Below are 17332 nucleotides of genomic sequence, written 5' to 3' on the forward strand. Positions count from 1 at the left end.
GGTTTGTATAAAAGCTCAAATTGAATAAAGCAAAAAGCGGGGAAACTTTCCCCGCTTTTCTTATTATTTTTTACCAGTGAGCCACTGTGTCTGTAGTTTCAGTTCTTCCGGAGTTGGATTCGCCTTAAATGAAGGGGTTTCCATTGTCATTTTATCCAGAATAGCCTTTCCTTTCAGAGTCATTTTTTCTTTTTTACCGGCATTATCTCTTAAAATAGTTACCGTAACATCCTGTCCGTCTTTGATGGTTCGGGTATACCCGATAAAATCCTGTACCTTTTTAATGTCTACTGTTTTCCCATCCAAAGCAAGTACCTGGTCTGTGATTTTAAATCCTATACTTTTTGCAAATGGAGACAGAGCTGAATGATCATCGAAAGCAAAAGCATTGGTCTTTTCATCAAACCCTGTCTGATTCGGGTCTTTGATGAACCAGAAAAGAGGCTGGCTTTCCTGCTTTTTAAGATCTATACCTACCATACTCAGATATTGTGCATAAGGCGTTGGCTGGTTTCCTGCAATATATTTGTTATAGAAATCTTTCACCTGAGGATATCCGGTTACTGTTACCAACTCGTCAATCAGCTTATCATCTTTGAAAGGCTTGTTTTCCCCAAATCTCTGAGACAGTTTTCTGATCATATCACGGTATCCCATCTCTCCGTTGGAAAGTTTTCTAAGCTCAATATCTAGACACATTGCCAAAAGAGCTCCTTTTTCATACACATTTCTGTACTGATCTTTATAAGGCTCTACCAATACATTTTTGCTCATTACCGTGAATGGCATTGTGTCGTCATAGCTTTTAGAGTTGGCAATCTTCTCACCAATTCTTTGAAGGAACTGATCTTTATTGATAAGACCTTGCTGAATTTGGAAAAGATTGGCAAAATACTCCGTTCCACCTTCATACATCCATAAGTGCTGAGACATCTTCGGATCTGCATAATCGAAATAGTGAATCTCTTCAGAATGTGTTTTCAGAGGATTTACAGTATGGAAAAACTCGTGGGAAACCACATCTGTAATGGTATTGTCAATAGCATCTTTCGGCATTGCTTCCGGAAGTACTACGCTTGTAGATTCATGATGTTCCAGTGCTCCGAAACCTTTTACTCTAGGTCCGTCTCCTCCGGAAAGATAAAGCATGATTGCATACTTTTTATTGGTATTCATATCACCCAGGAATTTCTTCTGAGCAACCACCATTTTTTCCAGATTCTCTTTGAAATCTGCAGCTTTGTATTTTCCTGTTGGAGAATATACACCCAGTACAAGATCCATTCCTCCTGCATTGAAGGTAATATAATCCGGTTTTGTATACATCAGTGGTGAATCTGTTACCTTAGCGTAGTTCGCAAGGGTATAGGTATCTGTAGCATCAGATTTGTCCTGGTCTACCAATGCTGTTGTTCCGTAGAAATCTGTTGGTTTTTGAACAATCAGCTGATAAGGAACATCCTGCATATTATCAATATAGCCGATAAATCCGTGGGTATTGATCATGTATACTTTCCCGGCTTCAATATCAGTTCCTGATGGAGAAAATACTGCTTTATGTTTTGATGTATCAAGCTCATCATCAAAGCTGTCATTCACAAGATAAGAGATCTTGGAAAGCCCCTGAGCGTTTTTCAGTGAATAGGTATTGTCATTTACTTTAGTGAAAGTAAGTTCTTTGCCTTTATTATCGTAAAATTTGATCCCTTCGATGAATCTTCCATAGTCGTCTACAGAATAAGTACCCGGAACTGTTTTGGGGAAATGAAATTTAACATCTCCTGATTTCATTTTCGGAAACTCCATGGTAACGGCTACTTTATCATCTTTTACATTGACTAGATCAATGGTTGTTTTTATAGACTGAGCATTTGCTAAAAAAGAAGCAAAAATACCGAGACTAAGTACTGTTTTTCTCATTAGGTTTACATTAATAGTTAAATAGTTGCTCTTTTTGTCATTTTGTTACGGAAGAAGTATTAAACTTTTCTTAAAATTTTAAAGTAAAAAGTGAAAAGGCAAATCTGCTGATGTGCAAATTTGCCTTTTTCTTTTATTTATTATTGTAATAATTAATATAATAGTTAGGGTTTAGCTCAATCGGAGTACTCTTTTTAAGCTTCACAGTCTGCCATTCTTCCGTAGGATTAATCGTTTGATCACCATTAATGATTACAGGTAACTTCAGGTTTTTCACCACATCTGTATAACGGAATTTTAAAGTATCACCATTTTGAGTATACTCAAGAGTTGGTATTTTTATCGTTCTCAGATACTGATCAAAAACAGTTGAGAAATCAATGCCTGATTTTGATGAAATATAATTCTCAATCTGCTGGGTGGTAACCGTCTGATGATAAAAATCTTTATTCAAGCCTCTTAAAATCTGTCTGAATTTTTCATCATTATTGATGACCTGTCTTATGGTGTGAATCATGTTGGCTCCCTTTGGATACATATCTCCGCTGCCTTCATTTCTTACTCCGTATTGGCCAATAATAGGAACGTCATTGTCTATCAATTTCCTGATCCCCTGAACATAGATTTCAGCAGATTTTTTGTCCATATATTTTTCCGTGAAAAGAGTCTCGGAATAGTTGGTGAAACTTTCATGGATCCACATATCAGCCTGGTCTTTTGCGGTAATATTATTGGCGAACCATTCATGGCCACTTTCATGAATAATAATGAAATCCCATTTTAATCCAACTCCTGTCCCTGAAAGATCTCTTCCAAGATAGCCGTTCTGATATTTGTTTCCATAGGCTACATTGCTCTGATGTTCCATGCCAAGGTGAGGAGACTCTACAAGTTTGTATGAATCTTCATAAAACGGATACGGACCAAACCAGTATTCAAAAGCTGAGAGCATAGGTTTTACCTGCTGAAATTGTTTTTTTGCCTTGTCCAGATTATAGTCAAGTACCCAATAATCCAGGTCCAGTTTTCCTTTTTCACCCTCAAATATATCTTTAAAATTTACATATTTTCCTATACTCGGGATAATGGAGTAGGCGTTGATAGGATTTTTAACCTCCCAGGTATAAGTAGTTTTACTGCCGGTTGTTTTTTTATCAGTTAGTCTGCCGTTACCCACACCTACCAGATCATTAGGTGTGATAATTTTCATAATAATTCCGTTATCAGGTTCATCGCTCCAGATATCTTTGGTAGGAAGCCATATGGAAGCACCTATTCCTTCGTCAGCAGCAGTCATCCATGGATTTCCTTTTTCATCCTTAGTAAAGACCCAGCCTCCGTCCCATGGGGCGTTTTTAGCAATCGTAGGTTTTCCGGAATAAGTAACATTGATAGTATATTTTTCGCCTTTTTTGAATTTTTTATTCGCTGTAACAAAAATGAAATCTCCGTCCTGTTTATAATTGGCAACAGGAAAATTTCCTTCCACCTTATCAGCTTTCATCGGCTGTTGAAGGTCTATCTGGAAAACAGGATTGGTAACATCTTTTATAATCTCAAAGCTGATTATATTATTTCCTTTAATGCTTTTCTGCTCAAAATCCGGTTCTACGGAAAGATCATATTTTTTGACATCCCAAAAATTTCTGAACTCAGTATTGGAGCCCTTTAAAGTATCCTGTTTGGTGAAAACCTTACCCTTTTCAAAGAACTGTCCGAAAACCAGTCCTGATGCAAATAAGAGCGTATATGACAACTTTTTCATTTAAACTTTTATTAATAATCTTTTCAAAAGTATAAAATTAAATTAATAGCAGCGTACCGGAGCTCAAATTAAGTACAGATTTTAAGAAGATATAAAAAAAGCCCGGTCATTGCCGGGCTGTAAAACTTTGATGGTTTTATTTTTTGATGAATTTCAGGTTTATAGTGGTTCCTTTATCGTCAATTGAAATGATATAAGCTCCCGTAATCAGTTTTGAAACAGAAATTTTATTGTCTGTAATCTGACCATTCATTACAGTTTGCCCTGCTGTATTAGTAATGATAAACTGGGCTTTAGATGAAACTTTAAGGACATTCAGAACATCAGTTGCCGGGTTAGGGAAAATCTGAATGGTGCTGTTGTTTTGAGTTAAATCTTTTGTACCAAGGGCATCCTGTATAAGGATAGGATAGTCTTCAGTTTCACCATATTCCGGGCTGGTGCAGGCATCTACAGGCTGAGTGCTGTAAGCCATCATTACTCTCATGATGACATTTCCTCCGGTATATGCATCATTAGGAACAGAGAATGATCCTGAGACAGGAGTTATTTTGTTAGGTACACTCGTATAGATCTGTTCAGAGCTTGAGAATACGCCATCTTTATTGAAATCTATCCATGCCGTTACTCCTTCATTGTATTTAGTACCTGACCATTGTTTTGCTATGCTGATGATGTTACCCGAAGAACCTTTTTTAAGAGTAATTAGTTTTGTAGCATCCGTAGTGTAATTGGTGTAAGCTGATGCGGCACTGTTATTCGAAACAGCTGCCATACCAATAGGAGTTACGGTAACATTGGATATGAATTCGTCCGAAGGATCTGAAGAAACAGCACATACACTAAACGAAAGTGTTGTGAAATTAACAGATGTAGAATAAGTTCCCGCTGCAGACCCGCAGACATTGGCTACTTGTACTTCATACTGCGTGGCTTCTTCTAATCCTGTGATAGGATAAGAATTTGTAGTAACCGGAGTTGTAGTCCATATCGTGCTTCCTGTTTTTCTGTATTGTAAAGAATAAGTAGCTCCTTGTACCGCAGGCCAGCTGACAGTTGCAGAAGATTTTGTTATCCCTGAAACAGAAACTCCCGTTGGTGCGGTTGAAGAGCAGGCGGAAGCTGCTGAAACAGTAGCATTGCCAATAGCATAAAATACATTATCAATAGCACTTACTCTTATCTTTACATTGGTACCTGCCGCAAGAGTTGAGAAAGAATAGGGTTCTACTGCGTCATTAGGTGTTGATGCTGCAATAACTGTCCATGTATTTCCATTATCTGTTGTATAATCTATTTTAACGTTTGCTACATTATAAGTAGTATTATTTGTGTTCGCTACATCCCAGGTAACGGCTCCGGGTGTATTATTATATACTGTAGATGAAGTTAGTTTAAATGGCCCGTCATTCCCTACATTTATTTTGACTAAACTGCTCTGAGTCTGCTGTTGAGTAACATCAGGATTATTATCCCTTACAGTTACTTTAAAGTTCATTTCCCTGCTTACATTAGACACTGTTTCCCAGTCTTGGGCATTGGTAAGGTTTCCATTAAGAACACTGGACAGCTTTGGGAAGTAACGTGTTGGAGAATTGGTAGGCATCAGCGATCTGAAGTTTGCCCCATTAGTACGATTGGCATCTACATTATTAAATTTAGTAGTTGCGATATCATATTGTTCCCAGGTATAGGTCATAGGATCATTTTGAGTATCAGCAGCGCTGGCAGTCAGGACGAAAGCGGTTCCCTTAGGAATTGTTTTCGTAGGAATTGGCTGTATTACCGGTGGAGTATTGGCAACCGGAGTGGTAATAGCACAGTTTTGAGAGTTTACATATTGTTGTATTTGTTCAATATTGAGTACATGGAAATAAGCGTCAGAATTCATTTGAACATTTGCTGCAGTAATTCCGGCGTACCCCATAATGGTAGATCCTGACCCAGGTTCTATTGGGCGGTCTGTCTGAGGATGAACCACAGACATCGTATGACGTCCTCCAAACTGATGTCCCAGCTCGTGGGCTACATAATCAATATCAAAAGTATCACCAAAAGGTTGATCATTTATACTTGGAGAGGTGATCCCTGCTCCTTTTGAAGTGGCATCGCTATTATTGGCGGGATTTCTACATACGTTTCCGATATCACCCGCTGATCCGCCACCACCTCTATGTCCGAAAAAATGGCCAACATCATAAGCGCCATTCCCTACACCGGCAGTATTTGTTAAAGTTTGCTGAACCTGCAGGTTCCATGCGTTAGGTGCAGAATAAGAACCGTTAGGATTTTGGACAACATCTGAATAAGGGTCCGTTGCAGGATCCGTAAAAATCAGTTGCGGTAAATCCTGTACAATCAAATGAATTCCCAGATCCTTTTCATATACACCATTTACTCTGTTTATAGTAGCATTAATACGGGTTGCTGCCCCCGGAACTCCTCCTGCCAATTGGGTATATTCACCATTAACAGAAACTGCTAATCTATAGGTTCTGTATTTCTGATCATTACTTTTTTTTTGACTTCCGGCTTTTTCCAAAACGCTCTTGGAATTGAGCAGCTTTTTCATTTCCTTTTTTGATTGCTCAGACTCTGTTACTTTACATTCAAACGGACTGCCGTCTGATACTTTGTTAGATTTAAAGAAAACCCCAAATACATCCTTTTCTTTATTAATAGGTTCTATAAACTCATATTTACCTGTTTGGGTATCAAAAAGCATAGATTGGAAATCGTTAGGTGCTGTACTGAATCTAACCTGTTTGTTAGGATTATCCAGGCCTACACCAGAATAAGCTCCCAGCTGGTATCTCTCTGCCATTGATTTTTCAACAACAGGCGAGCTATATACCGAGAATCTTTCGACTCTTCCTTCAGTAGTAGGTAAAGAAATTACTACCGGACTGCCTTTTCCAGCTTCCGGAGCATTTTTTAAAAGCTCTCTCAGTGAATTAAGATCAAATTTGTAAGCGTAAATAACATTAACTTCTTTCCTTATTGGAGTAATCTTTTGGGATACGGGTTCCCAACGCTGCGCCTGTAAACTCGTTAGCCCAATTGCTAAAGCAAAGACGAAAATAATTTTCTTTTTCATAAAATAATATATTAAATTGATTTGGTTTTGTGAATTTCGGATAAAGTTAATTAATTAAATATGAAAAATTCATTAAAAGTATTTAATTTTTAATTTTAATTCAATTTAGAAATTAATAATCTTAATTATTCTTATTTAAGAAATTTTTTTTAATTAATTTTGATAATCAAAGAAAAAAATACAGGACATATTTGGCATCATATCATAAAAAAGAGCTGGTTTTCACAATTGAAAACCAGCTCTTTTTTATGATAGTTGATTAATTTAAATTATTTCTGTACTGCCGGAAGATTTCCGTTGCTTTTCTGTACCCTCTTATATGTGAATGTACACATCATGATACTGAATTCATACAAAATAAGGAGTGGGAATGCAGCCATCAGCATACTTAAAACGTCTGCAGGTGTAATGATCGCAGCAACTACCATAATCAAAACAATAGCGTGGCGACGGTATGTCTTCATAAATGCTGGAGTAAGAATTCCGATGCTGGTAAGGAAATAGATCAGAATCGGGAAAAGGAAGATAACCCCCATACCTAAAACTACCTGTAAAAATAAGGTGGTATAATCACTTAGGTCATAAAGCGGAACAATAATGTCTGAAATTTTAAAAATAACTCCGAAATTAACCGCAAACGGAAGGATTAGAAAATAACCGCATAATACTCCGGTCATGAAAAGAATCCATACTGCATTAATGATATAAATAGAATTTTTTCTCTCTCTCGGATGTAAAGCTGGACCAATAAAACGCCATAATTCCCATACAATATAAGGAAAAGCGGCTACCATTCCTCCAAAAACAGAAACAGCCATCATTACATTGAACTGCTGATACAGCCTCTGTACACGAACAGGGAAGTCTTTCGGAAGATGAATACTGTCTTCCCCAAGAATCATTCTTGAAAAATGATTAACAACTCTGAATGTCGGGAAATCATTCCTGGTGGGCCCAAAAAAGATATGGTCCATAATCCAGTTGATATTAAAACCAACTACAAAAGCCGCAATTATGATAGCAATAATCGAACGGATCAGATGCCCTCTTAATTCTCCTATATGTCCAAGAAAGGACATGTCTTTACCATCACTCACAGAATACAATTTTTAAAGCGCAAATTTATGAAAAAAATGACAGAAGTAAGCGTCTGCAGATTATTAGTTAAATTTTACTATTGATCTGCAAATCATCTTTCATTTATTAATCTCTAAACTTTGGGTTTTATTTTCTAATTAATCCCCTCATCTAACAATTTATGCAGGTCTATAATCCCGAAATACTTACCGTTTTCCGTTACAATAAGCTGGCCGATATTATTTTCTTTCAGCGTTTTCATAGCCTCTTTGGCTAGTGCATCTTTCTCAATAGTCCTTGGATGGGCAGACATAATATCTTTAGCCAATACTTTACTGATATCTTCTCCTTTCATCAGCATCCTTCTTAGGTCTCCGTCTGTAATAACACCAATGATCTGATCTGCATTCGTTACTACTGTGATTCCATGACTTGATGCACTGATTGAGATAATGACATCTCTTATTGATGAATCTTCTGTAACCTGTGGTTTTTGAGAAGAAAGAAACTGTTCTACTTTAGAAGTCAGGTTTTTTCCTAAGCTTCCTCCGGGATGAAATTTGGCAAAATCATTAGCCTTGAAACCATTCAACTCCATTAAAGCAACAGCCAAAGCATCTCCCAAAGCCATCTGGATTGTGGTAGAGCTGGTAGGTGCCAGTTTGTTCGGACAGGCTTCAACGTCAACGTGAGTATCTAAAATAATTTCAGAAAACTCAGCCAGTTTACTCTTTTTATTTCCTGTCATCCCGATCAAAGCGGAGGAATAGTCTTTTAAATAAGGAACCAGATTGGCAATTTCCGGAGAATTTCCGGAATTTGAGATGCATAAAACAACATCCTGCTTCTGAATCACTCCCAGATCTCCATGGATTGCTTCTGAAGCATGCAGGAATTGTGAAGGGGTACCCGTTGAGTTTAAGGTAGCTACAATTTTATTTCCCACATGGGCTGATTTTCCAATTCCTACCACAATAAGCTTTCCTTTTGCTGAGTTGATGATCTCCACTGCCTGGGCAAATTCGTCATCAATTCTGTTTTTTAATTTTTCGAGTTCAGAAATCTCTATTTCTAAAGTGGTTTTTGCAATTGATATAATGTTGGTTCTATCCATTTTATGATGATAAGGTATACAAAAAAGTTCTTTAAAAACGTTATATTTTAAAAAGAATATTTAATATAAGTTTTATTTTTTATAAATTCGTTCGCTTTTATTTTAAGCGAAATTTTTATAACTTTGGGTGTGATGCAAATTTAGCAATAGAAAATTAGATGAGCGCAAAAAAAGCCAATTTATCAGGCGAATTGAAAAAGTATTTTGGGTTTTCTACATTTAAGGGCCAGCAGGAACAAATTATAGACAACCTATTGAATGGGAAAGATATATTTGTTTTAATGCCTACAGGTGGTGGGAAATCATTATGTTATCAGCTTCCGGCACTTATTTCGGAAGGTACGGCAATTGTCGTTTCGCCATTGATAGCGTTGATGAAGAATCAGGTAGATGCAGTGAACGGCCTTTCATCTGAGGATGGGGTAGCGCATGTGTTAAATTCCTCATTAAACAAAACGCAGACCAAGCAGGTTTTTGACGATATCAAAAGCGGCAAAACCAAACTTCTGTATGTAGCTCCTGAATCATTAATTAAAGATGATTACCTGGATTTTTTGAAAGATGTGAAAATTTCTTTCTTTGCTATCGACGAAGCCCACTGTATTTCAGAGTGGGGACATGATTTCAGACCGGAATACAGGAATCTGAAACAGATTATAGACAGAATCGCCAATGTACCGGTGATTGCTTTAACGGCTACCGCTACTCCTAAGGTTCAGGATGATATCCAGAAGACTTTAGGAATGACTAATGCATTGGTGTTCAAAGAAAGTTTTAACCGTCCTAATCTATATTATGAAGTATGTCCTAAAATCAATATAGATAGGGAAATCGTTAAGTTTATCAATCAGCATAAAGGAAAATCTGGAATTGTATACTGCCTGAGCCGGAGAAAAGTTGAAGAATTTGCCCAGCTTCTGCAGGTAAACGGGATCAATGCTCTTCCTTATCATGCTGGTCTTGACCAAAAAGTAAGAGTCGCAAATCAGGATAAATTCCTGATGGAAGAAGTGGATGTGATTGTTGCAACCATTGCTTTCGGGATGGGAATTGATAAGCCGGATGTACGTTTTGTGATCCACTACGACTTCCCAAAATCATTGGAAAGCTACTACCAGGAAACCGGAAGAGCAGGGAGAGATGGAGGAGAAGGGCACTGTCTGGCATTCTACGATCCTAAAGATATTGAAAAATTAGAAAAATTCCTGGCACAAAAACCCGTTTCAGAAAGAGAAATCGGATTACAGCTTTTAAATGAAGTGGTAGGCTATGCTGAAACTTCAATGAGCAGAAGACAATATATTCTGTATTATTTTGGGGAAAGTTTCGATCCGGTAAAAGGAGACGGAGCCAATATGTGTGACAACTCATCCAATCCGCCAAAAGTAAAGGATGCTACTGCAGACTTAAAAAAATCGCTTGAACTTATTAGTGATACAGGAGAAAAATTCAAGTCTAAAGATCTGATTTCCGTTATCGTAGGGAAAGAAAATGCAGTGACAAAATCTTACAAACTTGAGCAAAGTTCTTATTTTGGCTTTGGAAAAGATGAAAAAGATAATTACTGGAAAACAATCCTGAGGCAGGCAACCGTTCAGAACTTTTTACAAAAAGACATTGAGACGTATGGTGTTTTAAAGATTACAGAGAAAGGAAAAACAGTACTGAATGGTACTTCTAAAGATGTATTCTTAATTGCTGAAGACAGAGAGTTTGACCTTACTCAGGCAAAAGCAGAAAGCGATCAGATACAGCAGCAGGCTGGCGGAGGTATGGATCAGAACCTCTTTAACCTGTTGAAAGAACTGAGGAAAAAGGTAGCCAAAAAACATGGAATTCCACCTTATACGGTTTTCATGGATCCGAGTTTGGAGGATATGACCGTTCAGTATCCGATTACAGTAGATGAAATTACCAAAATATATGGAGTAGGCGAAGGAAAGGCTAAAAAGTATGGTAAAGAATTCGCTGATTACATTAAAACATATGTAGAAGATAACAATATCGAACGTACTCAGGATATGGTATTGAAGCAGGTGGCCAATAAATCGAGCCATAAAGTTTTCATTATCCAGAGTACTGATAAAAAGATTGACCTTGAAGATATTGCAAGAGCCAAAAACCTTTCTATGGATGAACTCCTGAAAGAAATGGAAAGAATTGTATATCAGGGAACAAAGCTGAATATCGACTATTATATTGAAGACAATTTTGACGAAGACATCGTAGACGGATTCATGGAATTCATGAACGAATCTGAAAGTGACAGTATGAAGGTATTGCTGGATGAATTCGGGGATGAGCTGTCCGATGAAGAAGTGAGAATGTTGAGAATTAAATTCATCAGTGACGTAGCAAATTAAGATGACTTTAAACAATAACGAAATAATTTTAAAAGAAATTCTTCCTGAGAAGAGTTTCTTTTTTAATATGACAGAAAAGTTGAGAACAGCTTTTTCTATATTTTATTTAGCAATTGGTGTATTTTTTATTACGAGTAGCTTAAACTCCAGTTTTTGGCTTTTTTCGATAATGGCAGTTGTGATTTTTTGTAATGCTTTATACATTTCTTTTTTCAGATGGATTGTAAAGTATTGGAAACTGAAAAATAATTATTACGTAATTACAAACCAAAGAATAGCTATCGTTAAAAAGGGAAGTGGGAAAATTTTAAAATTTAAAGAACTGAATGAAATAGATCAGGTGAACGCTGAAATGAATTCAAAACATTTTGGCAACATCATTTTTGGAGAACCGGAAAGAATATTTGGTAAAGATGATGAGAATTTTTCTTTTTTTAGGAGAAGAGGAGTCAATTTTGCTGAAGATAAATATGCTTTTCTAAGTGTTGGAAATATTCACGAAATTATTCCTGTATTTAGTGAGTTGGGATTGAAGGTTAATAAAACTTTTTACTAACTTTACATTGATGAAAAAGATATCTGTCATATTTATTCTGCCGGACTTAGAAACCGGGGGAGCAGAAAGGATTGTTACTACTATAGCGAACCATCTTTCCAGAGATCGGTTTGAACCCAAGATTTTGCTGTTACGTAAACAAGGCGGATATCTGAATTTTCTTAAAAAAGATGTCGAAATTATTGACATCAATACTGAAAGAATAAGACATTCCTTAAAGCCTATTTTAGGTGAAATCTACAGAAGAAAACCTGATATTGTGTTCTCAGGTTTTGGTGAAGTAAATGCCTATTTATCATTATTTATAAAGCTTTTTCCAAGAACGAAATTCATTGCCCGGGAAACCAATGTGGTAACCCAGCATGTAACCCGTAAAGAGATTAAGTTTTTCTATAATTTTTACAACAACTATCAGAGAATCATTGCTCAGAGTGATGATATGATGAAGGATCTTGTTGATAATTTTAATATTAAAAAGAAAAAAATTGTCAAGATCAATAATCCTGTAGACTTTGATTTTATTGAAGATAAAATGGCACTGTCTTTAAAACCAGAATGCTTTAAATACAATTATAAAAATGTAGTGGCTATTGGTAACTTATCATCCAGAAAAGGGTTTGATAACCTGTTGAAAGTTTTTTCCAGACTGAAGAATGAAAATATTATGCTTCATATTCTGGGTGACGGAAAAGATAAAGATATCTTATATCAGACCAAAGAACTCTTAGGATTAAAAAAAGTGATTTTCCATGGCAGACAGGATAATCCCTACCAATATCTGAAATATGCAGATCTATTTGTACTTTCTTCAAGATACGAAGGATTCCCGAATGTACTTCTGGAAGCAGGAGCCTGCGGTACCTATTCTCTGGCTAACAACTGTCCCGGAGGAATTAATGAAATTATCCAGCATAATGTAAATGGTGAAGTCGCCGATATTGAAAACTATGATGGTTTTGCCCAACAGATTGTAAAGGTATTACAGAACAATTATAATAGAGACGCCATAAGAAACTCTATTAAATCCAGGTTTTCAAAGAATATTATTCTGGATAAATATGAAAAGGTATTGCTGGATTTAATAAAACCTTAGTAACCCTTATTTGCTTTATGAGTGGTTAATTTCTTACTTTTGGAGTTATAAATTTTATCTGAAAACCAATTTTTATTCATGAATAAAATCCAAAAATTAGGATGTGCCTGTGAGAAGCCTAGTTCAAATTATACAGAATATAGAAGCTCAGCATTAGGAATTGATCATACAAACGGGAGATATGGAGAAGTAACGATTCAACAGTGCAAGTTGTGTCAAAGAATATGGATTCATTATTTTGTAGAATATGAAAGTTTTTCCAAATCAGGAAGATGGTACAAAGGAATTGTTTCTAAAAAAGACCTTCCTCAAATAACCCCGGAAAATGCGGTAGAGTATCTGGAAAACCTTGAATGGTATGTATATGGAGGATCTTTTTTTGAAAGTACAGGAGAATTCGGGCAAGGAAAATTGAATGTTAGTTTGTAGTATTTTATGCTGACTTAAGAATAAGCAATACAATTAAATATCAAATTTATGAAGCCGTTTATAATCGTTATTTTGATGCTGAATTCTGTTGTAATAATCGCTCAGCAGAAGACAATTTCCAGAAAAGAGTTGTTAAAAACTGCTCTTGATCAGAAAGTAAAATCCACAGAGATTCAGGAAATAACAATGGCTGCAGGGCAGGGAGCTCCGAAACATCTACACCCCTGTCCCGTTTTAGGAATCATCAATTCAGGAGAGGCTGTTTTTCAGATAGAAGGACAGGAAAGAGTTATCCTTCATCAGGGAGATGCTTTCTATGAACCTAAAAATACCAATATTCTTCATTTTGATAATGCCTCAGCAGAAAAACCACTCATCTTTACTGCAATTTATTTGAAGGAAGGAAGTGAGGAAAATATAAAATTCATAAAATAACATTTTTCATAAAACTAAAGCATATAATTATCATTTTTAAAATTGATAAAACTCACTTTGGTGCTTGGTAATTTATATGTAAATTTGTGAGAATTAAGATAGATAATAATAAACAAATTCATAGAATAACATGAGTCAATTCGATGTTACCGTAATAGGTTCTGGTCCCGGTGGTTATGTTGCTGCTATCCGTGCAGCACAATTAGGTTTCAAAACAGCAATTATTGAAAAATATTCAACTTTAGGCGGAACTTGTCTTAACGTTGGATGTATTCCGTCAAAAGCGCTTCTTGACAGCTCTGAGCATTTCGAAAACGCAAAACACAATTTTGCAGGTCACGGAATTATCATCAATGAGCCACAAGCGGATATCGCAAGAATGATCGAACGTAAAAACGAAGTGATCAAGCAGAATACAGATGGAATCAGCTACCTGATGAACAAAAACAAGATTACTGTTTTTGAAGGAGTGGGAAGCTTCGAATCTGCTACTCAGATTAAAGTTACAAAAAACGACAGTTCTTCTGAAATCATCGAATCTAAATATACAATCATTGCAACGGGGTCTAAACCATCTGCACTGCCTTTCATCTCTTTAGATAAAGAAAGAGTGATTACTTCTACGGAAGCTTTAAACCTTAAAGAAATTCCTAAACATTTAGTAGTAATCGGAGGTGGTGTTATCGGTCTTGAATTAGGTTCTGTATACCTAAGATTAGGAGCTCAGGTAACTGTTGTAGAATTTATGGATAAAATCATCCCTGGAATGGATGGAGCTTTAAGCAAAGAATTGACTAAAGTTCTTAAAAAACAAGGAATGAAGTTTATGCTTTCTACTGCGGTTTCTGCGGTTGAAAGAAACGGAGATACTGTAAAGATCACCGCTAAAGATAAAAAAGGAGAGGAAGTAGTAGTAGAAGGAGACTACTGTTTAGTTTCTGTAGGTAGAAAACCTTATACAGACGGTCTTGGACTTGAAAAAGCAGGGGTAGAACTTGACGAAAGAGGAAGAGTAAAAGTAAACGACCACCTGCAAACTAACGTAGCTAATATCTATGCAATCGGTGACGTTATCAAAGGTGCGATGCTTGCTCACAAAGCTGAAGAAGAGGGAGTTTTTGTTGCTGAAACATTAGCAGGACAAAAGCCTCACATCAACTATAACCTGATTCCTGGTGTTGTTTATACTTGGCCGGAAGTTGCAGGAGTTGGTAAAACTGAAGAGCAACTGAAAGAAGAAGGGGTAGCTTACAAAGTAGGATCTTTCCCAATGAGAGCATTAGGTAGAAGCCGTGCAAGTGGTGATGTTGATGGTCTTGTGAAGATTATTGCAGACGAAAAAACAGATGAGGTTTTAGGAATGCATATCATCGGAGCCAGAGCTGCTGACCTTATTGCTGAAGGAGTAATTGCTATGGAATTCCGTGCAAGTGCTGAAGATATTGCAAGAAGTTCTCACGCTCACCCAACATATGCAGAAGCAATTAAAGAAGCTGCATTGGATGCTACAGGGAAAAGACCAATCCATATGTAATAATTGATTAAAAGATTTAATCATTTAAATATTTAAAATTAAAGGCTGTTTCTTTTTTGAAACGGCCTTTTTTATGTGGTTTTTGGCATGAAAATGGAGATTGACTTTTTAAATTTCGTGTATGAAAAAGATTTTTATCAGTTGGATGCTTTTAGCAGGGATGAGCTCATTTGCTCAGGAAGCAGGAAAAGCAGGTGAGTTATTAAAAAATGAAGCTTCCACCACAGAAATGAAGGCTCCGAAAAGCTTCAATGAAATAAATAAAACGTTCGATCAGTCCAGATCCGGAAACAATAACACTTCTCAAGGAAACAGAAATACCCGTCCAAATTATCAATGGAACAGAAATTATGGTTATGCGGAAGTTTTTCTGAGAATACCTGAGCAAGGCTTTTTTACTGTTGAAGTTGGAGATCAGATGATGGCAAACAGTTCCGGAAAATACAGGTTTTTTGATTTGTCGTCGGGGAGAATACCTATTTCCATCTACGAGAACGGTTTTCTGATGTACAAAACAACTTTGATGCTTCGTAATAATAGCAGAATGGTGTTGGATTTTTTCACCAATGAAGGTTTATACCTTTTGGATTCTTATCCCGTTCAGGGTCAATATGGCTTTAATGACTGGAATGACGTATGGAATAATCCTTACGGAAATCAGTCCGGAGACTGGTCTCATCAGGGAAATGTAATGGATAATAATTCTTTCCGTCAGTTTTTTGATATGATGATGAGTAATGAGAGATTTGACGATGGGAAAATTGCTATGATCAATCAGCAGATGCGAACTTCTATGTTCACTTCCGCACAAATAAGAGATCTGGTAAAAGCAATCAGTTTTGATAATAAAAAATTGGCACTCGCTAAATCTATGTACCGTAATTGTGCAGATAAAAACCGATATTTTATGGTGTATGATGCTTTTGATTTTGAAAGCAGCAAACGGGAACTGATGGATTATATTTCTAACTTATAAAAAAATAGTATTTTTTGTTTTCTCCCAAACGAAATCTATATCCTGTATTTGAATACAATAAACCCTGACCTGAACACTTCCTGAGTTTTTTTAAACCCGAATTTTGCATCATTAATAAAAGATAGTATGATTAAGCAAAAAGTATGGTTGATAACCGGAGCATCAAGAGGAATGGGCCTGGAAGTAGTAAAAGAAGTTTTAAATAGAGGAGATAAAGTAATAGCTGTTTCACGCAATATACAGCATCTGCCACAATTTGTTGGTGAAAATAACGCAGATTTTATTGCCCTGAAAGTAGATATCACTAACGATAATGATGTAAAAGAAGCTATAGAAAAAGGAATTGAATACTTTGGAGCCATTGATGTGGTTCTTAATAATGCGGGGTATTATTTAGTGGGCAGTATAGAAGAGATCAGTGATGAAGAATTCCGTAAAACGGTTGATGTAAATCTGTTTGGGATGGCAAATGTTATAAGACATGCGATGCCGTTTCTGCGAAACCAGAGATCAGGACACATTATCAATATTTCTTCAAATATGGGGTATATTGGCTATGCTAATACAGGAAGTTATAATGCCTCAAAATTTGCAGTCATAGGTCTTTCTGAGGCTCTTGCACAGGAAGTCAAACCTTTTGGAATCAATGTAACAGTAGTCGCTCCTGGTATGTTTCGCACAGATTTTATGAGTGAAACTACTTTGGTAGCTGCTGAAAATAAAATTGAGGATTATCATTTGGAAGAGCATATCACTACGCTTCAAAGCTTTCATGGTCATCAGCCTGGTGATCCTGTAAAATTGGCTCAGGTGCTTTATAATATCAGTAATTTAAATGTTCCTCCTCTGCATCTGATCTTAGGAAAAGACAGTTATGAATCCATTATTGAACAAAGAAAAAATGAAATAAAAGAACTTGAGCAGTGGAAAAACCTTTCCTTTTCTACAGATTTTAAATAATATGTACATTTGA

The 17332-nt window shown here is 36.4% G+C and carries 13 protein-coding genes; 8 read left to right on the plus strand and 5 right to left on the minus strand.

What is annotated here, in order from left to right; genetic code table 11:
• Positions 1-63: 63 nt before the first annotated feature.
• The 5 genes from SFA27_RS09640 to SFA27_RS09660 all read right to left on the minus strand — a co-directional run bounded on the left by SFA27_RS09640 (position 64) and on the right by SFA27_RS09660 (position 8973).
• Positions 64-1920 carry a PDZ domain-containing protein gene (locus tag SFA27_RS09640; RefSeq protein WP_407297914.1) on the minus strand — a complete coding sequence of 619 codons (1857 nt, stop codon included), beginning with the start codon at positions 1918-1920 and terminating at the stop codon, positions 64-66.
• A gap of 133 nt (positions 1921-2053) precedes the next feature.
• On the minus strand, positions 2054-3685 hold the full coding sequence (locus SFA27_RS09645; protein WP_407297915.1) for a M1 family metallopeptidase: 1632 nt from the start codon (positions 3683-3685) through the stop codon (positions 2054-2056).
• A 136-nt stretch (positions 3686-3821) separates the two neighbouring features.
• Positions 3822-6782 (minus strand): reprolysin-like metallopeptidase, encoded by a 2961-nt coding sequence (locus SFA27_RS09650; RefSeq protein WP_407297916.1) that lies wholly within the window; start codon positions 6780-6782, stop codon positions 3822-3824.
• Positions 6783-7051: 269 nt separating this feature from the next.
• Positions 7052-7879 (minus strand): twin-arginine translocase subunit TatC, encoded by an 828-nt coding sequence (gene tatC / locus SFA27_RS09655; protein ID WP_185097806.1) that lies wholly within the window; start codon positions 7877-7879, stop codon positions 7052-7054.
• A gap of 134 nt (positions 7880-8013) precedes the next feature.
• The gene (locus tag SFA27_RS09660) at positions 8014-8973 is read right to left on the minus strand and encodes an SIS domain-containing protein (protein WP_047374267.1); all 960 of its coding nucleotides are present in this window, start codon (positions 8971-8973) and stop codon (positions 8014-8016) included.
• Between the two features lie 158 nt (positions 8974-9131).
• Between SFA27_RS09660 and recQ the strand changes: the two genes are divergently transcribed.
• The 8 genes from recQ to SFA27_RS09700 all read left to right on the plus strand — a co-directional run bounded on the left by recQ (position 9132) and on the right by SFA27_RS09700 (position 17319).
• Complete coding sequence (gene recQ / locus SFA27_RS09665) at positions 9132-11336, plus strand: DNA helicase RecQ (protein ID WP_047374268.1); 2205 nt, start codon at positions 9132-9134, stop codon at positions 11334-11336.
• 1 nt (position 11337) lies between these two features.
• Positions 11338-11892 (plus strand): hypothetical protein, encoded by a 555-nt coding sequence (locus tag SFA27_RS09670; RefSeq protein ID WP_047374270.1) that lies wholly within the window; start codon positions 11338-11340, stop codon positions 11890-11892.
• A gap of 10 nt (positions 11893-11902) precedes the next feature.
• Positions 11903-12985 carry a glycosyltransferase gene (locus SFA27_RS09675; protein WP_047374272.1) on the plus strand — a complete coding sequence of 361 codons (1083 nt, stop codon included), beginning with the start codon at positions 11903-11905 and terminating at the stop codon, positions 12983-12985.
• A gap of 78 nt (positions 12986-13063) precedes the next feature.
• Positions 13064-13414, plus strand: coding sequence for a hypothetical protein (locus SFA27_RS09680; protein WP_047374274.1), 351 nt, complete (start codon positions 13064-13066; stop codon positions 13412-13414).
• Between the two features lie 48 nt (positions 13415-13462).
• A complete protein-coding gene (locus SFA27_RS09685; RefSeq protein ID WP_081995422.1) occupies positions 13463-13849 on the plus strand; it encodes a cupin domain-containing protein in 387 nt (128 codons plus the stop codon).
• 130 nt (positions 13850-13979) lie between these two features.
• Positions 13980-15383 carry a dihydrolipoyl dehydrogenase gene (gene lpdA, locus SFA27_RS09690; protein ID WP_407297917.1) on the plus strand — a complete coding sequence of 468 codons (1404 nt, stop codon included), beginning with the start codon at positions 13980-13982 and terminating at the stop codon, positions 15381-15383.
• A 121-nt stretch (positions 15384-15504) separates the two neighbouring features.
• The gene (locus SFA27_RS09695; protein ID WP_407297918.1) at positions 15505-16359 is read left to right on the plus strand and encodes a DUF4476 domain-containing protein; all 855 of its coding nucleotides are present in this window, start codon (positions 15505-15507) and stop codon (positions 16357-16359) included.
• Positions 16360-16485: 126 nt separating this feature from the next.
• A complete protein-coding gene (locus tag SFA27_RS09700; RefSeq protein ID WP_407297919.1) occupies positions 16486-17319 on the plus strand; it encodes an SDR family NAD(P)-dependent oxidoreductase in 834 nt (277 codons plus the stop codon).
• Positions 17320-17332 lie beyond the last annotated feature (13 nt).

It is taken from the genome of Chryseobacterium sp. HR92 (assembly GCF_045689405.1).
GTDB lineage: Bacteria > Bacteroidota > Bacteroidia > Flavobacteriales > Weeksellaceae > Chryseobacterium > Chryseobacterium viscerum_A.